The sequence below is a fragment of the Klebsiella quasipneumoniae subsp. quasipneumoniae genome (genome assembly GCF_020525925.1).
GTDB lineage: Bacteria > Pseudomonadota > Gammaproteobacteria > Enterobacterales > Enterobacteriaceae > Klebsiella > Klebsiella quasipneumoniae.
Map to the genome: position 1 here is coordinate 1,759,550 of NZ_CP084876.1, position 17,920 is coordinate 1,777,469.

Below are 17,920 nucleotides of genomic sequence, written 5' to 3' on the forward strand. Positions count from 1 at the left end.
CTTGGTTGGGCGATACCTTCCTGCTGCAAAGGGCATACCAGAGAGGGATTTTTTATCATGCTGAAAAGAAAGGTGTTATTCCGCATCCCTGCGGCAAAATATTGTCGCGTTCCCGCCGCGCAGGCGACAATGTCCTGAACCTGACACCGTGGCTTACAGACGCGGCAGGGTGATATCCATGATCTGGATCCGGTAGGCGACCTGGCGCGGCGTCATCCCCAGCAGCCGCGCTGCCTTGGCCTGCACCCAGCCGGCTTTTTCCAGCGCGGCGATCAGCCGCTGGCGTTCGTCCAGGCTGTTGTCCAGCCAGCTGTCTTCCGCCGGCCCGCTGGCGGGCAGGGCTTTGGCCGGACGTTCCTGGTGGGTGAAGAGGATCACGTCGCGATCGATCAGGCCGCTCTCGGACATCACCGCCGATCGTTCGAGGCAGTTCTCCAGTTCGCGAACATTGCCCGGCCAGCTGTACTCCATCAGCAGACGGATCGCCCCCTCGCTGATCCGCAGCGTGCGCCCCTGATGCTGGCCAATTTTGCGCACCAGAAAGTGCGCCAGCTCGGCGATGTCCTCCTGACGCTCGCGCAGCGGGGGCAGGGCGATGGGCATCACGTTCAGGCGATAGTAAAGATCCTCGCGGAAGTGGCCCAACCGGACCTCCTCCTCCAGGTGGCGGTTGGTGGCGGCGATGATGCGGACATTCACCCGCAGGGTCTCATCGCCGCCGACCCGCTCCATCTCTCCCTCCTGCAGGATGCGCAGCAGCTTAGCCTGGAACGAGGCGCTGCTTTCGCCAATCTCGTCGAGGAACAGGGTGCCGCCATCCGCCAGCTCAAAACGCCCCTTACGCTGGCGCACCGCGCCGGTAAAGGCGCCTTTTTCATGGCCGAACAGTTCGCTTTCCAGCAGGTTGTCCGGCAGCGCCGCGCAGTTAAATTTGACGAAGGCGGCGCCAGCCCGCGGGGAATGGTGGTGGATGGCATTGGCGATCAGCTCTTTCCCGGTGCCGCTTTCGCCGCGTACCAGCACAGTGGTGTCCCAGCGCGAAACCTGGCGGATCACCTCCACGATCTGGCGCATCGCCGGGCTCTTGCCGACCATATTGTCAAGGCCCACCCCGCGCGACGACGAGCAGGCCGGCGGCCGTTCCACCTTCGGCGGCTGGCGGCCCGGCAGGGTGGCGGAGGCCGGGAGGATCATCAGCCGGATGGTCTGGGCGATGAGGTTGGCGACGGTTTCGAGAAAGCGGGTGCAGGCCGGCAGCCGCTCTTCCTGGCGCGCCATCGGCTGGGCCGCCAGCACTCCCATGGGCCGGGCGTTGGGCCCCATTAGCGGCACGGCGATAAACGGCAGCTCGTAATCGTAGAGGCTCAGGCGGTCGAGAAAACGCTGATCGTCGGCGACCCGGGGCAGCACCAGCGATTGCCCCTGGGCCAGCACCGTCCCCACCAGCCCCTCGCCGGGACGATAGCGGATCTGCGCGCTGCCGGGGAGAGTCTGCTGCTCGGTTTGCTGCAGCGCTTCGATACTGAGGATCTCCTGCTCGCTGTCGTACAGACAGATCATCCCGTGCTGCATAAAGGCATCGTTGTGCAATACGCTGAGCACCTCCTGCAGCGTTTTGCTGGCCTCGGTGGCGCGGCTCAGCACCACGCTTATCCGCTGCATGGCGGTGAACTGCTGAGAGAGGTCGAAGCGTCTGACGGTGGTGTCCGGGTCGGATTCGGGGATCATGCTTCACCTCCGGTCAGGGTGTTAAACAGCGGGAAACGCAGGGTCAGGCAGGTGCCGCCCTGCGGCCGGGAAGTCAGCTCGATGGCCCCGCGATGGTGCGCCACCAGGGTCTGGATCAGCCGCAGCTCCATGCCTTTGCCCGGCGAGTTCAGCGCGTCGGGGGAGTGGGCGTAGCGCACCTGCAGCAGCGGCACGTTGTCGGTCAGGTACAGCGCCAGCCAGCCGTCGTTTTCCTCGGCATAGAGCTGCATCGCCAGCGGGACGGAAGGCAGCTCGGCGGCGAGGGCCAGGGTGCGGTCGAACCACAGGCTTAAGCACGCCAGCAGCTGAGTGCGCTGGCCAAAGCCGATCAGATGCGGCGAGGCCATGTCCAGCTGCAGCCCCTCGGCATCGAAGCGGGTGCGGTAGAGGGCGCACAGGTCGTCGAAAAAGGGCTGCAGCGGCCAGACGGCGGGGTTTTCGAGATCCAGCGACGGACGACAGCGCTGGAGCCGGGCCATCGCCTCTTCCCCTTCGCGCCAGGCGGCCTCCAGCGCCACGTTGCCGCTGCTCTCGCCGTTCAGCCGACGGGCCGCCGCCAGCATGTTAATCGGGCAGTTCAGCTGGATCAGCGCGGCGTCCAGCGACTCGCGGATCGCCGCCAGCAGCTTGCCGGCGGTCATTTGCTGCTTCAGCCGGTCGAGGCGGCCCTGCTCCTGCTGCTGGCGCTGCTGGGTACAGTCGGCGATCACCACCAGGGTTCGCGCCAGCGCGCTGTCGATAAAGTAGCGGCTGGCCTCTTCGCTGACGCCGGGCAGCGGCCAGCAGGTCACCGACAGCCAGCGCGCGGCCCCGCGGATCGCCACCGGCAGGATCTGCTCCACGCCGGGCGTCATCCGGCCTGGGGAGACCTGCAGCTCGGTGAGCAGCTCCCGGCCGCCGCAGTCGGCGCAGAAGGTTTTATAGGCAAGGTTGTCCATCACCACCCGATCCTGCTCGTCCACTACCACCACGGCGGCGGGAATATTATTCAGCACCGCCTCCATCAGGGTCATATGGTTGCGCAGCCGCTGCTCCAGGGTATAGCTGACGCTGATATCCCGCTGCATCGCCAGATAATGCTCCAGTTCCCCTTGCGGACTGAGCACCGGAGTGATGTCAATCTCCACCAGGTACAGGCCGCCGTCCCGCCGCTGGTTAATCAGCTGGCCGCGCCACGGCTGACGCTGGAGCAGGGTATGCCACATCTCCTGATAGATCTCGCGCGGCGTCTGGCTGCTGGCCAGCAGGCGCGGGTTCTGATTTAACAATTGCGCCAGCGAATAGCCGGTCTGGCGGCAAAACGCCGGGTTGGCGTAGATGATCCTGGCGCTGGCGTCGGTGAGGGAAATCGCCACTGAGGCCTGTTCCACCATGGTAAAAAACAGCCCCGGATGTTGTTGAGTCAGCGCGCCGGCGATGGCTTCCGGCGCGGCGTTATCGAGCATCATATTCAGGGTCATCGCAAACTCCTGTGTCGCAGTTATGACAAATTGTCCGACACCCTGCGCGGATCGCGGCGGGCTGAGCCGAACCCGGATAACCATGCAAACGGTGCGCCCTTATCGAAACGACCGAACGAAACATTGATCCGACAGGGGGAAAATCCGCTGATTTTTACCTTTCGGCCCGCCGGGGGCGCCTTGCGCGGGCGCTGCGGCGGCGGGAAGCGATCCTGATGGGGCAGGGATGAGCCGTCACGGTGCAGGGCAACCTGGCACAGCCTTCGCAATACCCCTGCGGTAATCCCTATTTCCGACACCATTCCGACAGGAGCGTACTATGGCGAACATTGGCATTTTCTTTGGCACCGATACCGGTAAAACCCGCAAGATCGCGAAACTGATCCACAAGCAGCTGGGGGAGGCCGCCGCTGCCCCGGTCAATATTAACCGCGCCACGCTGGCGGACCTGCTGGCCTACCCGGCCCTGCTGCTGGGCACGCCGACGCTGGGCGACGGCCAGCTGCCTGGCCTTGAGGCCGGGGGCGAGAGCGAGTCGTGGGCCGAGTTTATCCGCAACCTCGGCGACGTCAGCCTGCAGGGAAAAACGGTGGCGCTGTTTGGCCTCGGCGATCAGCGCGGCTATCCCGATAACTTCGCCAGCGGGCTGCGGCCGCTGTACGACGCCCTGCGCGCCCGCGGGGCGACGATGATCGGCAGCTGGCCGAACGAGGGGTATGAGTTCAGCGCCTCATCGGCGCTGGAGGGGGAGCGGTTTGTCGGGCTGGTGCTGGACCAGGATAACCAGTTCGACGAGACCGAAACGCGTCTGGCGACCTGGCTTGAGGAGATCAAACCGCAACTGCTGTAGACGCTGGCGGGTGGCCTGTCGGCTACCCGCATAGCCCCGGCTGGCGCGCTAACATCTCAGCCAGCCACTGGCGCTGGTGGCGGCGCTGGCTCTGTTGAATAAGGTAATCGCGGGCGCTTTCCAGCGCCTGTTCAGGCGTCATCGGCGCGGCGGGGCGGATGGCTTCGCACCATACCAGGTGCCAGCCCAGCTCGCTGGCCACCGGCGCGCTCAGCGCATTTTCCGTCAGCGCAAACAGGGCCTCCTCCAGCTGCGGATAGAGCAACCCCCGCCCGATCCACCCCAGTCGCCCGCCGTCCAGCGCGCTCGGGCAGTGGGAGTGTCGCTGGGCCAGCGGCGCAAACGCCTCGCGGGAGGCCGCGATTTGCCCATGAAGCGCCTGGATGCGCGAGTAAACCGCCTGCTCATCGCCATCGACGGTGAGCAGCAGATGGCGGGTCAACCGCTGTTCCGGGCGCATAAACTGCGCCTGATGCCGCAGATACCAGGCCTGCACCGCGGCGGGATCCGGCTGCGGCGCCTGGCTGGCAATCCCGGCGAAGGCGGTTTCCAGCCGGGCATGATGCAGGACGATCGCCGCCCGCTCCGGCGGCGTAAATCCGCCCTCATCCAGCCAGAGGCGCAGCGAAGCGGCGAGGCCTTCCCGTAGCGCGGCGGGGATCGTCTCCGCCGCGACCTCGGCGATCAGCGCCTGCTCCACGCGGGCCTGACGCTGCCAGGCCGCCTCGAAGGCCTCCCGGTCCGCCGCGGCGATGGCCGACGGTTCGCAGTTCCAGCGGCTCTGCGCCAGCCGCCGCCGGCCAAATCGTTGCCATGGCTGCATTATTCTTCCTCCTCTGCCAGGGCCAGCGCGGTCACCGGAACCTGGAACCAGCGGCCGCCGAAGTCGACGATATAGCCGTCCCCGCGCTCGCCCCGATCGGTGGCCTCAATACGCCCCTGCTGACCGACGTTGACCACCACTTCGCCCTGCAACGTCAGCGCCGTCTGGCAGGTGACGTTATCGCCATACTGCAGATTCCCCGCCAGCCAGGGACGATCGCCGGCAATCAGCTCCTGTTCGCGGCAGCCGACGATCCGGTCGCTCTCCGGGAAGTGGACCTGGTAGATGACCTGGTCCTGCAAGAATACCCCCCAGTCGCGGACATAGCCGATGCTGCCCCGGCGCACCAACAGGGCGCCGGACGGCAGGCCCGCATAGGTGCCATCGTTACGGATGGCGCGCACGACGCGGACCGCTTCGCTAAAGGTAAATGTGGGTCTCATGGCGTGTTCTCCTCGAACTGCTGCTGATAACTCTCCGCCAGCAGCCGGCGCGCCAGCAGCCAGTGCGCGCGCGGGTTCTCCTCCAGCTGGTTGAGCAGGGGCACTTCCGCCCGTAGCTTGCGGTGAAAGGCGGCCAGCACCGGCAGGCTGCAATGGGCCAGACGCTCGGGCTGGTAGGGAACGGCGAAAAACTGAAAGAAGGCGTCGGCGGAGCGCAGGTCGTCTACGCCGGGGATCTGATAAAACCACTCCATGCTTACCCCCTGGCCTGCAGCGTTTCGGCGCCGCAGAGCGCGTGATAGATTGCCGCCAGCTCATCATCCCGCGGGCTGCGTTTGCCGGTTTCCGCAAAGTGGCGGAGCGCCGGCAGCAGCTGGTCAATTTGCGCTGACGTCAGGTGATAGCCCATCCGGTCGAAGACGCCGTTAACCGCCTGGCGACCGGAGTGTTTGCCCAGCACCAGCCGATAGCCGCGGCCCAGCAGGGCGGGGTCGATCGCCTGATAGCTCTCGCTGTCGCGCAGTAGCGCCGCGACGTGCACGCCGGACTCATGGGTAAAAACCAGCTCGCCCACCAGCGGCTGCTGGGGATCGACAGGGCGGCGGGTGGCGAGGGCCACCTGTTCGCACAGCGCCGGCAGGGCGGTGAAACGCACCCCGGTCTCGACGCCCAGGCAGCGCTCCAGCCCAAGCGCCACCGTTTCCAGCGCCGCGTTGCCCGCCCGTTCGCCCAGGCCCAGCACGGTGGTGTTCACGCTGGTGGCCCCGGCGCGTACCGCCGCGAGGGTGTTGGCGGTGGCCAGCCCGAGATCGTTATGGGCGTGCATCTCGAGTTCGCCGGGCCAGACGTTACGCAGGGCGGCGATCTGCGCCGCGGTGGTAAACGGGTCGAGGATACCGACGGTGTCGGCATAGCGCAGACGGGCAGCCCCCGCCTCGCCGGCCTGCCGGGCAATATCCCGTAGCGTCGCGTCGCTGGCCCGCGAGGCGTCCTCACAGCCAATGCAGACCTTCAGGCCAAGGGTATGGGCGAGGTGGATCAGACCCGTCAGCCGCTCCAGCAGCAGCGGTAAGCTCTCGCGCAGTTTGTACTGCCGCAGCTTGTCGGAGGCGGGGATGGAGATATCCACCCAGTCCATGCCCAGCTCGGCGCTCAGGCGAATTTCGCCGGCCTGCATCCGGCACCAGGTCATCAGCGTGGCGCCAGGGAGCTGACGGCGCACCAGCCGGATACGGGCGCACTCCTCCTCGCCCATCGCCGGGGTGCCGACCTCCAGCGCCTCTATCCCCGCCGCGTACAGCGCCTCGGCGATGGCGATTTTTTCGCTGGCCTGGAAGGCCACGCCGGGACTCTGTTCGCCATCGCGCAGGGTGGTGTCATTGATCAGTACGCGTCCCATTGTCGTCTCTCCGTCTTAACCGAAGACCGGCGCGAAGGCGCCATCCTGCAGGAGCGGCTGGCCGTTTCGCCAGTAGGGCGACAGGGCGCGCAGCCGGTCGATAACAGGAGGCAGGGCGGCGATGACGTAGTCGATCTCTTTTTCCCGGGTGTAGCGCGAGAGGGAGAAGCGAACGGTGCCGTGGGCCGCGGTGTAAGGAATATTCATCGCCCGCATGACGTGCGACGGCTCCAGCGAGCCGGAGGTGCAGGCGCTGCCGCTGGAGGCGGCGATCCCGGCCTGATTCATCAGCAGCAGGATCGCCTCGCCTTCAATGCACTCGAAGGCCAGATTAAGCGTGCCGGGCACCCGCGGCTGGCTGCCGCCCATCACCGTTACCGCCGGAATGGCGCTCAGGAGATGATGTTCAAGGCGATCGCGCAGCTGGCTAATCTGCGCCATGCCCGGAAGGTGGACCTGCGCCAGCTCGCTGGCGGCGCCCATGCCGACAATGCCGCTGATATTTTCCGTCCCGGCCCGCCGGCCATGCGCCTGGTGGCCGCCGCGCAGCAGCGGGCGAAAACGCGTTCCCCGCCGCAGCCAGAGGCAGCCCACCCCTTTGGGGCCGTGGAATTTATGCGCCGAGCAGGAGAGCATATCGATCCGCGTCTGGCTGAGCGCCATCGGGATTTTGCCCACCACCTGCACGGCGTCGCAGTGAAACAGCGCGCCCTGCTCATGGGCCAGCTCCGCCAGCTCGGGCACCGGGAACATGACGCCGGTTTCGTTATTGGCCCACATGATGCTGACCAGCGCCACGCGTGGGCTAAGCGCCGCCCGAAACTGCGCCATATCCAGAGCGCCCTGCCGATCCACGGCGATACGGTGGATCAGGTATCCCTGGCGCTCCAGCTGTTCGCACACCGCCAGGGTGGCGGGATGTTCGACCGCGCTGGTGATGATCTCGCGCCGCTCCGGCATCAGGGCCACCGCTGAGGCGATGGCGGTGGTCGTGGCCTCGGTGGCGCAGGAGGTAAAAATGATCTCGCTGGGGTAGTCGGCCCCGAGCAGAGCGGCCACCTGCTGGTGCGCCCGTTCAAGGGCGGCCTGCGCCGGCAGACCAAAATCGTGAATCGACGAGGGATTGCCGTAAAAGTCGGTCAAAAAGGGCATCATCGCGTCGAGAACCATCGGGTCGAGACGGGTGGTGGCGTTGTTATCGAGATAAACAGGTTTCATTGTGTCCCCCTGGGGTTAGTTAACCGCGGCCGGGGCCGCCACCACGTCCATGTAACTTCCGGTGCGCTCCATCAGCTTTTGCTGCAGCCAGGCGAGGGTCATGTCGGTCATCATGCAGCCGCTGCAGCTGCCGGAGAGGCTGACGGTGACCTGGCGCGGGGTGACGCTCACCAGCGTCATGTCGCCGCCGTCGGCCTGAATGTGCGGGCGCAGCTCGTTGATGGTATCGACCACGCTTTGCCACTGCGCATCGTGGGCCGTCTCCGCCGGCAGGGGGGCGGGCGGCTGTTGGGCGAGGATCGCCGCCAGCGCCAGCTCAATTTTTTCATGGCAGGCGGTACAGCCCCCGCCGGCCTTGGTGTAGTTGATCACCTCCTCGAGGGTGGTCAGGCCGTTGTTCACCACGGCCCGGCGAATATGTCCTTCGTCGACGCCGAAGCATTTACAGATCAGCTTGCCCTCCTCATGCTCCTCCTCAAGGCTTTCGCCGCGAAAATGGGCGATAGCCGCACGCAGCGCCTCCTGGCCCATCACCGAGCAGTGCATTTTCTCCGGCGGCAGGCCGTCGAGGTAGTCGGCGATCTGCTGGTTGGTGATCTGCCCGGCTTCGGTCAGGGTGTGGCCGATAATCAGCTCCGTCAGCGCGGAAGAGGAGGCGATGGCGCTGCCGCAGCCGAAGGTCTGGAAGCCGGCCTCCTCGATGATCTCGGTGTGCGGATCAACCCGCAGCATCAGGCGCAGCGCATCGCCGCAGCTTAATGAACCCACATCGCCCACCGCGTTGGCGTTGTCGACCACGCGCGCGTTGCGGGGATGAAAAAAATGGTCTTTCACTTTCTCGGAGTAGTTCCACATGCTGTCAGCTCCAGGGATGATGACGAAAACGCCGGGGCGCGGTGCACCGCAGACTGGCGGTGGTACTGTTCCCCAAGCAATTGCGGTACCAACGCATAAAAACCTTATTTGTTAATGACCTGGCGGGTTAACCGCCCCCGACAGAGCCGACACTGTTGTGGCGTTTTGTGGGCTTTGTCACATAAACGACAGGCTCAGGGCTGCGGGTCGGGCTCCTCCCGCCACGTCTGCTCTTCCAGCAGGCGGTTAAAGCGCTGCGGATCGCGTTGCCGAGCGCTGCGGCGCTGCGCTTTTTCATACCAGGAGAGCTGGATCTCCTGCAGTAAGCCGAGGATGGTGGTCTGATCGGGAACCCGTTCGGCGCGGACGCCCACCTGCAGCAGCTGGCGAAAAACCGCCTCGCCAATCGCCACGCAGAACAGGGTGACGCAATCCTCCAGGGCGTGGATGCGCTCGGCAATTTTCTCGGTCTGATGGCCGCTGACGACCGGGAACTCCACCACCCGCAGCAGGGTGACCCGATCCGCCTTGACGCCGTAGACCACCAGCCGCGGCGTGGCGCCAAAATGCTGATCGACATGGCGGTAATCGGAGCTGGCGAAGGCGACTTTCATCGACCACTCGTCGGCGTGGACCATCTCAAACTGACGGTTAATGGGCGGCATAATCGTCTCCTGAAGCTTGCTGGGGGTCGGCGCCCTGGCGAAGCGGCGATCGGTAGAGGGCGGTGTGGTGATGGCGGTCGCGCAGCAGATTGGCCAGCTCAAACAGCGTGTCGCGCATGCCGGCGTACCCCTGGCGAACCCGGCGAAACTCGCCGAGCCGATCGAAAAGAGGAAAGCCGACGCGGATCAGCGGCAGGGCAAACTGCTCCGCCAGATCGCGGGCGTGTGAGTTAGCCACCAGCAGATCGGCGGGTTGCTGGCTCAGCAGCTGCTGGAGATCCTCCAGATCCCCCGGCACCACCTGCTCGACCGGCAGCTGGCGCAGGCTGGGGTGGCTGGTGGGGGCGACCAGCGGGCCGGGCTGTATCCCCTGGCTGCGGGCGAAATCACACCAGGCCGCCAGCAGGTCGCCCTCCGCGGCCATCGCCATGCGCTGGCCCTGCAGCCACATATGGCAGTCGATCATCGCGTCCTGCAGCTGGCCGCGCTGGCGCTCAATCCAGGCCGGTACGCGGCGCCCGGACAGCTTCGCCAGCTGATGAATAAAGGTATCGCAGTGGCCGAGGGTCATCAGGTGCGGCAGGGCGATCACCTCTCCGCGGCTGCGCTGGCTCAGCAGCGATGCCGCCCGCTGCAGCGACACGCCGATGGCGAAGCTGCCCAGACTCTGGCCCATCTGCGCAATCTGGCGCAGCGAGGCGCCGCCCTGGGTCAGGGGCGTAAAATCCCCCTGACCCAGGTGGCCATCCATCGACAGGGAGAGGTCCGGCAGGACCACCGGCTGCAGGCCAAAGGCCTCCACGCAGCGGCTCAGCCATTCGATATCCCCTGGCGAACAGAGGTGGCTGACCAGCAGGTTGACCCGCCGGGGCCGCTGCCCCGGACGCGGCGTCGGCGCCACCCACTGCTCGATGATGCTCTCGATCACCGCGCTGTAGCCGTTTTCCATGGAGCCAAAAAAATCCGGGGTGTTGACGGTGAGGATCGCCACGCCGTTATGGCGGGGATGCGCCTCGCGAAACTGGCGTACCACCCGGGCGATATCGCTGCCCTGCGCCTCCGCCAGTCCGGTGCTGAGCAGCACAATGGCCTGCGGACTGTGGCGCTGGCAGAGGGTGTCGAGCGCGGTGAAGATATTGCCGTCGGCGCCCATGATCGTGGCGGTCGGATCCATGGCCGTCGACTGCAGGGGCACCGGGTCATGAAAATGCTGAATAAAGAAAACTTTGGCGAAGGCGCTGCAGCCCTGGGCGCCATGGACCAGCGGGATGGCCTGGGCCAGCCCAAGGCTGGCGAGGATCGCCCCGAGCGGTTGCCCGGTTTTAATCGGGCTCACCGCCAGCGGTTTTTCGCTACGGATAAGGTCTGCCATGGTGTTCTCCTAGCGCCACGGGGCGCGGGCATGCGTTTGCGGCCAGACGGGGCTGGCGAGGGTCAGACAGAGCTGGCGGGCGAGGGTGATGATGCCCTGGTAGCCAGCGTAGGCGTGCTCCCGCTCCTGATTGATATCGAGGAACGGCAGCCGGGCTTTCCAGGCGGTGTACATATTGCGTCCGCCGGCGATCATCAGATCCGCCTGATAGCGGTACACCACGTCGAGCAGGGTGCGGGCGTTGCCCTCCTCAAGCATCACCGCCTCGTCGCCCATCAGCTCCCGGATCCGCTGTTTGTCCTCCTCGGTGGATTTCCGCGTGCCGGTGGCCACCACGGTCATGCCGAGATCCTGCAGGGCCGAGACCACCGACCAGGATTTCACGCCGCCGGTGTAGAGCAGCACTTTGCGCCCGCGGAGCTGCTCGCGCCACGGCGCTAGCGCCTGCTCCGCTGCTCGCTCCTCGCGGGCGATCAGTGCCTCGGTGCGGCGGCACAGGTCGTCATCCCCCAGCAGCGCCGCCAGCTGGCGCAAGGCGTCGGAGGTGGCGCGGATCCCGTAGAAGCTGCCCTCAAACCACGGCGTGCCGTAGCGTAGCTCCAGCCCCCGGGCGACGTTGATCAGCGCTCGCGAGCACACCAGCATATTGGCCTGCGCCCGGTGCAGGGTCTGGATCTCGGCAAAGCGGCCGTCGCCGGAGAGGCTGCCGAGGACGCGGATCCCCAGCTCGTCGAGCAGCGGCTGGACCTGCCAGAACTCGCCGGCGATATTGAATTCGCCAATCAGGCCGATATCGTGGCGCTGGGCCGGGGCAAAGGGCGTGTTATCCGGCCATGGGGCGGGTTCGCGCTGGCCAATCACCTGCCTGAGCATTACGTCGCCCGCTATCCGGTTGCCAAGATTTTTGCTGCCGTAGAAGCCGGCGGCGTCAATGGCGATGACCGGGACGCCGGTGGCGGTCTGCGCGGCCTGGCACACCGCCTCAATGTCATCGCCTTCCATCGCCGGTACGCAGGTGTTGTAGATAAAGACCGCCGCCGGGCGATAGCGGTCGACGATGTGACGCACGGCATGGAACAGGCGGCGTTCGCCGCGGCCCATAATCACATCCTGTTCGTTGAGATCGGTGGTAAAGCCGAGCCGGTTGAGGGCCGGGCCGGCGCTGACGCTGCCGCGGTTATCCCACGAGCTTCCCGCGCAGCCGATAGGGCCGTGCACCAGGTGCGCGACATCGGCGATGGGCAGGAGCGTTATCTGCGCGCCGTCGAAGGCGCAGCCGCCGGCGGTGGCGCCGGGCTTAGGGGCGCTGCAGCCGGATTTTTGCTTCTGGTTGTGCTCGCAGGCGGGTTCGTCCAGCAGCGCCAGAATTTCCTTTCCCTTCATAGTGACCTCGTTGACGGTGGGAGACCGGGGAGGTGATGCAATTCGCGCTCCAGGGAGAGGGGGGTTGATTTTTAAGGAAAAAGGGTTGTGGGCTTTGCGACAAAGGCAACAATCAAACAGGGGGAAGGCGTGGATTATCCCCTGATGACTGGATTTACCGTGACAGTATTGCCGCATATTGGCGAATGACGGGAAGCGTCGATAAGGTGGAATATTCCGTTCACCAACCTTCCTCTCTATTTCATCGCGCCCTCTGCGGGTGAACGGCATGGGGGGCGTTTCGCCCGCCCCCCATGACCCCCCGCATGGCGCTGAAAATTGCCGCTGCGCGGTCCGCTCCACTCCGGCTTCATCTGGCGGAACGGGCGGACTCGACATCCCTGTCTCGACCGCCCTCTGGCCGCCGTCCTGGCGGCCAGTCCTGGATGCGCGCCTGCGTTCTCGCCAATTTTCCTGATGCGCCTAACCCCCCGCTGTCACTTTTGTCCCTGTCCTGCGGCGCTTGCCTTGCTGAAAGAAAGGATGTCCCTGTCCTCAGGCGCTTGCCTGGCTGAAAGAAAGGATGTCACCTGCAGGGGCAAAAAAAGGCCCGCGGGGTCGGCGGGCAACAAGCACAACACAACGATTAAAAAACACGTTCCTCCAGAGGGTTATCCCGGTTGAGGTGCTTCGCCAGCCACGGCGGCAAACGGCCGGCCAGCAGCGTATTGATCGCCTCGCACTGGGCCTGGATCGTCGTGCCCGGCGGCGCTTTCATCGGGTGGATCCGGTGGCGGATCAGCCGGGCGGCGGCGGGCCCGCCGATCTCCTGGCAAAACAGCAGCTGACAGTCCTCTATAAGCCGGGCGCGCACTTCGTTGGCCTCCTGCTGGTGGGGCGCGGAGGGGTAGCGGCGCAGATCCGCCAGCCAGCCGCCCTGGTCATCGAAGGCATAGATAAAAAACAGCCGGTTCTGGCCAAAATGACCATTGATGACCAGGCCATCCTGCGAACAGAAGGCGACCCGCAGCTGCGGCGTCCGCTGGGGTGACCGGGCGATGCGCAAATGGCCGGGCAGCGCCCCCTGCAGGCAGGCGATGACCCGCGCCCAGCGGGCCGGGGACATCACCGCCGTCGCCGAAGGAAAGCTGGCGGCCAGCTGAGGCTGCGTCAGGGTGGTTAACCGTGCCGGGGTCAGGGTTTCGCCGCACTCCTGCGCCAGCCAGTCGACGACTTGCACCGGCTGCAGCTCCGGCAGCGTCTGGAATAGCGCCAGCAGACGCCAGAAAAGGGTATCGTTATCGGACATTTCCAGCTCCTTATAGCAGCGTGCTGCGGGTGGCGCGCAGGCTTATCGGAAAGACCGGCCGCCCCGGCTGCGGATTGACGTAGTAGCGACGTCCCCCTTCAAGGGCAATCGCGCCGCCCCAGCGGTCCGTCTCGTCATGTTCGACCTGAAGCACCCGGGCCTCCAGATCCTGTTTGGCGATATAGGCATACAGCGCCTCGCCGCGCTCACGGAAAATCACGATGGGCATACTCCCTCCTGGCCCCGCCTGCGGCGGGGCGCCTGATGGTTAACGAACGAGGTCGAAGCTGTAATCGGTTTTGCCCAGCTGGCTGGTGTCGTGGTCCAGTTTTTCCAGCACGGCGTTCACCAGCGTCGTGACGATGTTCATCGCGCCTTCATAGCCCCAGGTGGTCTGGCGGTGCAGATGATGGCGGTCGAACAGCGGAAAGCCGAGACGGATCAGCGGCACTTCGAAGGCTTTGCCCTTCGCCAGGGTATCGCGCTGGATAAACTTGCCGTAGGAGTTACCGATCATAAAGTCCGGCTGACGGGTGAACATCAGCGACCGGAAGTGCCACAGGTCGCAGTTGATGAACACTTCGCTGTCCTGGCCGTAGGGCGAGGCGTCGAGCATTTTCTTCATCGCCTTTTGCCAGCGTTTATTGGCGTTATGGCTGAGGATCACCGTCGGCTCGCAGCCCAGCTCCAGCAGGAAGCGCGTCAGGCCCATCACGAAATCCGGATCGCCGTAGAGGCCGAATTTTTTGCCGTGCAGCCAGGTGTGGGAGTCCAGCATCATGTCCACCAGCCGGCCGCGCTCAAGGGTCAGGGCGTCGGCGATCGGTTTGCCGGTCAGCTGACTGACGGTCATCAGCAGCGCGTCGGTAGCGGCCAGACCCAACGGAACGGCCACCTCCGTGGCGGGCTGATTCCACATCTCCTGAACCACCTTTTTGCTTTTCACCAGCTGCCATGGCTGCAGCAGCAGGGTGTCAATGGCGTCCGGCGCGGTTTTGATCTCCTGCTGGCTGGTGCCGCCGGCGTACATCCGGTAATGGCCGTCGGCGGGGGTGTCGAGCACCTCTGAAGGGTCGGAGAGCAGGCTGCAGGGGACATCCATCTGCGCCATCATCCGCTTCAGCACGCGGAAGTTGCCGAGATAGGTCTCAAATCCGGTCACCAGATTGAGCTTTTGCAGTTTGCCCGGCTGCCCGGCGTAGTCAGCGGTAAAGGTCTTCGCGAACCCTTCGAACATATTGTCCCAGCCGGTGACATGGCTGCCGATAAAGCTGGGGGTATGGGCGTAAGGAATGGCGATACTGTCGTCAACAAATCCCTCTTTTTTGGCGTTGGCGATAAACGCCTGCAGATCGTCGCCGATCACCTCGGCCATGCAGGTGGTGGAGACGGCGATAATCTCGGGTTTATACAACGCGCTGGCATTCTGCAGGCCCAGATTCATGTTGTTGTTGCCGCCGAACACCGCCGCGTCCTCGGTCATCGAGTCGGAGACGCAAGCCACCGGCTCCTTAAAATGGCGGTTAAAGTAGGTGCGGAAATAGGCGACGCAGCCCTGAGAGCCGTGGACGTAGGGCAGGGTGCCGGCGAACCCCAGCGCGCAGAGTACGGCCCCGAGCGGCTGGCAGGCTTTGGCCGGGTCGACGGTCAAAGCCTCGCGCTGGAAGTTCAGCGCTTCATACTCGGCGGTGGTGGTCCAGGCAAATACCTCCTGGACGCGCTGCGCGTCGTGCGCCTCTTCAAGGCTCTTTTTGTTCTGGAACAGGGTCTGGTATTCATCCTGTTCAAACAGCGGATAACAGCTGTGAATTTTATCGATCGTTTGGCTCATGGTGTTCTCCTCCCGCGCCACAAATCGGTGGACTGACGGGACAGTGAAGGGGCAATCACGCAGACTTCAGCCACGGGGCAGTCAGTTCGTTCCACGCCGGATTGTTCAGGGTCATATCCATATCGCGGGCAAAGATGGCGAAGCCGTCATAGCCGTGATAGGGGCCGGAATAGTCCCAGGAGTGCATCTGGCGGAACGGCACCCCCATTTTCTGGAAGATATATTTCTCTTTGATCCCGGAGCCGATGAGGTCGGGCTTCAGCGCTTTGACGAAGGCCTCCAGCTCATAGCTGCTGGCATCGTCAAACAGCAGAGTGCCCTCTTTCAGGTCCGGCAGGGTGCGGTCGTAATCATCGTTATGGGCAAACTCGTAGCCGGCGGCGATGATCTCCATCCCGAGATCCTCATAGGCGCCGATGACGTGGCGCGGCCGCAGCCCCCCCATGTACAGCAGCACTTTGCGCCCCTCCAGCCGCGGGCGATATTTGGCGATGATGGCCGCCATCTGCCCCTCATATTTGGCGATCACCGCTTCCGCATTGGCGCGAATGGCGTCATCAAATTGATCGGCGATTTTGCGCAGCGATTCGGCGATTTTGGTCGGGCCGAAGAAGTTATATTCCATCCACGGGATCTGATGTTTCTCCTCCATATGGCGGGCGATATAGTTCATCGAGCGGTAGCAGTGGACGAGGTTTAGCTTAACGAACGGGGTGTTCTCCATCTCCACCAGGGTGCCGTCGCCGGACCACTGCGCCACTACCCGCAGCCCCATCTCTTCCAGCAGAATGCGCGAGGCCCAGGCGTCGCCGCCGATGTTGTAATCGCCAATGATGGCGACATCATACGGGGTGCTGGCAAACGGCTGCCCTTCGCGGTTGTTCAGCACCCAGTCGCGCACCACGTCGTTGGCGATATGGTGGCCCAGCGACTGCGAGACGCCGCGAAAGCCTTCGCAGCGCACCGGGATCACCGGTTTATCCAGCGCCTTGCTGCTGGCGTTGGCCACGGCGCTGATGTCATCGCCGATCAGGCCCACCGGACACTCCGACTGGATAGTGATCCCTTTGGTCAGCGGGAACAGCAGCTCCATCTCTTCAATCAGTTTGCTCAGCTTTTTATCGCCGCCGAAGACAATATCGCGCTCCTGAAAATCTGAGGTGAAGTTCAGGGTGCCGAAGCTGTCGACGCCGCTAACGCCGGTATAGTAGTTGCGCCGTCCGGCGCGCGAGTACTGGCCGCAGCCGATGGGGCCGTGCGAGATATGGGCCATGTCTTTAATCGGCCCAAACACCACCCCTTTCGAGCCGGCGTAGGCGCAGCCGCGCACGGTCATCACCCCGGGCTGCGATTTACGGTTCGAGATAATGCACTTGCCGACGCTCTCCATCTGCGGATCGCTGATCATCATGTGCTTTCTGCGCTCTTTGCGCGCGGTTTCGGGAAACACCTCCAGGACTTCCTGGATGAGCGCAAGGTTACGTTCGCCTGTTGCGTTGGTCATGGTGAGGATCCTGTGCTCAGGCCGCGTTTTCTTCAGCGGCGGTTTTACCAATGATGCTGGTGTCTTCTTCTTCCATGATGCCGAACTCCATCAGCAGCGACTCCAGCTCGTCCATGGTGCAGGGGGTCGGCACCACTTTTTTGGTGTTATTGACGATCTTCTGCGCCAGCTGACGATATTCGTTGGCCTGCTGACAGGTCGGGTCGTACTCGATCACCGTCATCCGGCGGATCTCTGCGCGCTGCACAATATTGTCGCGGGGAACAAAGTGGATCATCTGGGTGCCGAGCTTCTCCGCCAGGGCGATGATCAGCTCGTCTTCGCGGTCGGTTTTGCGCGAGTTACAGATCAGGCCGCCGAGGCGTACCTTGCCGGATTTGGCGTACTTCACGATCCCCTTGGAGATATTGTTGGCGGCATACATCGCCATCATCTCCCCGGAGCAGACGATGTAGATCTCCTGGGCTTTGTTTTCGCGGATCGGCATGGCGAAGCCGCCGCAGACCACGTCGCCGAGGACGTCATAGAAGACGAAATCCAGATCTTCTTCATAGGCGCCTTCTTCCTCGAGGAAGTTGATGGCGGTGATCACCCCGCGCCCGGCACAGCCGACGCCTGGCTCCGGGCCGCCGGATTCGGCGCAACGTACATCGCCATAGCCGATTTGCAGCACGTCTTCGAGCTCCAGATCCTCGACCGAGCCCACTTCCGCCGCCATCTCCATAATGGTGTTCTGGGCTTTCGCGTGGAGGATCAGACGGGTGGAGTCCGCCTTCGGATCGCAGCCGACGATCATCACTTTCTTACCCATCTCGGCGAGGGCCGCGACGAGATTCTGGGTGGTGGTGGATTTACCGATACCGCCTTTACCGTAGATAGCGCATTGACGCATGGTCATGGTGACTTCTCCTGTTGTTGAGTGTTTGCCAGCAGAGAAGTGCAGGGAACATACCAGCTGTGATTTTTTATTCAGTCTTTTGATAAATAAGTGTTTTCTGTAAACCGGCCGCGCCGGGGGCCTGCGCAAACGGCACAATAACGCCACCAAATGTGCGAAACAGAACAATTTCCCGCCACCGG

17 protein-coding genes are annotated in these 17,920 nt (G+C 64.1%); 1 reads left to right on the plus strand and 16 read right to left on the minus strand.

Annotated elements, in window-relative coordinates; translation table 11 throughout:
* Positions 1–153 precede the first annotated feature (153 nt).
* Positions 154–1,728, minus strand: coding sequence for a nif-specific transcriptional activator NifA (gene nifA, locus LGM20_RS08495; RefSeq protein WP_044524062.1), 1,575 nt, complete (start codon positions 1,726–1,728; stop codon positions 154–156).
* Positions 1,725–3,209 (minus strand): nitrogen fixation negative regulator NifL, encoded by a 1,485-nt coding sequence (nifL, locus tag LGM20_RS08500; protein WP_023290350.1) that lies wholly within the window; start codon positions 3,207–3,209, stop codon positions 1,725–1,727. The genes nifA and nifL overlap by 4 nt, the downstream gene beginning before the upstream one ends.
* Before the next feature lie 319 nt (positions 3,210–3,528).
* On the opposite strand from nifL, the gene LGM20_RS08505 reads away from it, so the two are divergent.
* The gene (locus LGM20_RS08505) at positions 3,529–4,059 is read left to right on the plus strand and encodes a flavodoxin (RefSeq protein WP_044524061.1); all 531 of its coding nucleotides are present in this window, start codon (positions 3,529–3,531) and stop codon (positions 4,057–4,059) included.
* A 22-nt stretch (positions 4,060–4,081) separates the two neighbouring features.
* Here LGM20_RS08505 and nifM read toward each other — a convergent pair whose 3' ends face one another.
* The 14 genes from nifM to nifH all read right to left on the minus strand — a co-directional run bounded on the left by nifM (position 4,082) and on the right by nifH (position 17,738).
* Entirely contained in the window at positions 4,082–4,882 is an 801-nt protein-coding gene (gene nifM, locus LGM20_RS08510) for a nitrogen fixation protein NifM (protein WP_044524060.1), read from the minus strand.
* A complete protein-coding gene (locus LGM20_RS08515; protein WP_023290347.1) occupies positions 4,882–5,325 on the minus strand; it encodes a nitrogen fixation protein NifZ in 444 nt (147 codons plus the stop codon). Before LGM20_RS08515 ends, nifM begins: the two co-directional genes overlap by 1 nt.
* A complete protein-coding gene (locus tag LGM20_RS08520; protein WP_023290346.1) occupies positions 5,322–5,579 on the minus strand; it encodes a nitrogenase-stabilizing/protective protein NifW in 258 nt (85 codons plus the stop codon). Before LGM20_RS08520 ends, LGM20_RS08515 begins: the two co-directional genes overlap by 4 nt.
* A 2-nt stretch (positions 5,580–5,581) precedes the next feature.
* Positions 5,582–6,724 (minus strand): homocitrate synthase, encoded by a 1,143-nt coding sequence (nifV, locus tag LGM20_RS08525; RefSeq protein WP_023290345.1) that lies wholly within the window; start codon positions 6,722–6,724, stop codon positions 5,582–5,584.
* Positions 6,725–6,739: 15 nt separating this feature from the next.
* Entirely contained in the window at positions 6,740–7,942 is a 1,203-nt protein-coding gene (nifS, locus tag LGM20_RS08530) for a cysteine desulfurase NifS (protein WP_044524059.1), read from the minus strand.
* A 15-nt stretch (positions 7,943–7,957) separates the two neighbouring features.
* The gene (gene nifU / locus LGM20_RS08535; protein ID WP_032454927.1) at positions 7,958–8,797 is read right to left on the minus strand and encodes a Fe-S cluster assembly protein NifU; all 840 of its coding nucleotides are present in this window, start codon (positions 8,795–8,797) and stop codon (positions 7,958–7,960) included.
* A 194-nt stretch (positions 8,798–8,991) separates the two neighbouring features.
* Positions 8,992–9,462, minus strand: a complete 471-nt coding sequence (locus LGM20_RS08540; RefSeq protein WP_023290342.1) for a NifB/NifX family molybdenum-iron cluster-binding protein — start codon at positions 9,460–9,462, stop codon at positions 8,992–8,994.
* The gene (gene nifN, locus LGM20_RS08545) at positions 9,449–10,834 is read right to left on the minus strand and encodes a nitrogenase iron-molybdenum cofactor biosynthesis protein NifN (RefSeq protein WP_044524058.1); all 1,386 of its coding nucleotides are present in this window, start codon (positions 10,832–10,834) and stop codon (positions 9,449–9,451) included. Before nifN ends, LGM20_RS08540 begins: the two co-directional genes overlap by 14 nt.
* Positions 10,835–10,843: 9 nt before the next feature.
* Positions 10,844–12,217 (minus strand): nitrogenase iron-molybdenum cofactor biosynthesis protein NifE, encoded by a 1,374-nt coding sequence (gene nifE / locus LGM20_RS08550; RefSeq protein WP_044524056.1) that lies wholly within the window; start codon positions 12,215–12,217, stop codon positions 10,844–10,846.
* 625 nt (positions 12,218–12,842) lie between these two features.
* Positions 12,843–13,505: a NifB/NifX family molybdenum-iron cluster-binding protein gene (locus LGM20_RS08555; RefSeq protein WP_044524054.1), complete on the minus strand. Its 663-nt coding sequence runs from the start codon at positions 13,503–13,505 to the stop codon at positions 12,843–12,845.
* Between the two features lie 10 nt (positions 13,506–13,515).
* Positions 13,516–13,734, minus strand: a complete 219-nt coding sequence (gene nifT / locus LGM20_RS08560; RefSeq protein ID WP_004203557.1) for a putative nitrogen fixation protein NifT — start codon at positions 13,732–13,734, stop codon at positions 13,516–13,518.
* 39 nt (positions 13,735–13,773) lie between these two features.
* Entirely contained in the window at positions 13,774–15,336 is a 1,563-nt protein-coding gene (nifK, locus tag LGM20_RS08565) for a nitrogenase molybdenum-iron protein subunit beta (RefSeq protein ID WP_023290338.1), read from the minus strand.
* Between the two features lie 55 nt (positions 15,337–15,391).
* Positions 15,392–16,840 (minus strand): nitrogenase molybdenum-iron protein alpha chain, encoded by a 1,449-nt coding sequence (nifD, locus tag LGM20_RS08570; RefSeq protein ID WP_023290337.1) that lies wholly within the window; start codon positions 16,838–16,840, stop codon positions 15,392–15,394.
* 16 nt (positions 16,841–16,856) lie between these two features.
* On the minus strand, positions 16,857–17,738 hold the full coding sequence (gene nifH, locus LGM20_RS08575; protein WP_004203553.1) for a nitrogenase iron protein: 882 nt from the start codon (positions 17,736–17,738) through the stop codon (positions 16,857–16,859).
* Positions 17,739–17,920: the final 182 nt, after the last annotated feature.

Coding starts and splice junctions, on each gene's coding strand:
- nifA (WP_044524062.1), bottom strand. CDS start 1,728: ATGATCCCCGAATCCGACCCGGACACCACCGTCAGACGCTTCGACCTC.
- nifL (WP_023290350.1), bottom strand. CDS start 3,209: ATGACCCTGAATATGATGCTCGATAACGCCGCGCCGGAAGCCATCGCC.
- LGM20_RS08505 (WP_044524061.1), top strand. CDS start 3,529: ATGGCGAACATTGGCATTTTCTTTGGCACCGATACCGGTAAAACCCGC.
- nifM (WP_044524060.1), bottom strand. CDS start 4,882: ATGCAGCCATGGCAACGATTTGGCCGGCGGCGGCTGGCGCAGAGCCGC.
- LGM20_RS08515 (WP_023290347.1), bottom strand. CDS start 5,325: ATGAGACCCACATTTACCTTTAGCGAAGCGGTCCGCGTCGTGCGCGCC.
- LGM20_RS08520 (WP_023290346.1), bottom strand. CDS start 5,579: ATGGAGTGGTTTTATCAGATCCCCGGCGTAGACGACCTGCGCTCCGCC.
- nifV (WP_023290345.1), bottom strand. CDS start 6,724: ATGGGACGCGTACTGATCAATGACACCACCCTGCGCGATGGCGAACAG.
- nifS (WP_044524059.1), bottom strand. CDS start 7,942: ATGAAACCTGTTTATCTCGATAACAACGCCACCACCCGTCTCGACCCG.
- nifU (WP_032454927.1), bottom strand. CDS start 8,797: ATGTGGAACTACTCCGAGAAAGTGAAAGACCATTTTTTTCATCCCCGC.
- LGM20_RS08540 (WP_023290342.1), bottom strand. CDS start 9,462: ATGCCGCCCATTAACCGTCAGTTTGAGATGGTCCACGCCGACGAGTGG.
- nifN (WP_044524058.1), bottom strand. CDS start 10,834: ATGGCAGACCTTATCCGTAGCGAAAAACCGCTGGCGGTGAGCCCGATT.
- nifE (WP_044524056.1), bottom strand. CDS start 12,217: ATGAAGGGAAAGGAAATTCTGGCGCTGCTGGACGAACCCGCCTGCGAG.
- LGM20_RS08555 (WP_044524054.1), bottom strand. CDS start 13,505: ATGTCCGATAACGATACCCTTTTCTGGCGTCTGCTGGCGCTATTCCAG.
- nifT (WP_004203557.1), bottom strand. CDS start 13,734: ATGCCCATCGTGATTTTCCGTGAGCGCGGCGAGGCGCTGTATGCCTAT.
- nifK (WP_023290338.1), bottom strand. CDS start 15,336: ATGAGCCAAACGATCGATAAAATTCACAGCTGTTATCCGCTGTTTGAA.
- nifD (WP_023290337.1), bottom strand. CDS start 16,840: ATGACCAACGCAACAGGCGAACGTAACCTTGCGCTCATCCAGGAAGTC.
- nifH (WP_004203553.1), bottom strand. CDS start 17,738: ATGACCATGCGTCAATGCGCTATCTACGGTAAAGGCGGTATCGGTAAA.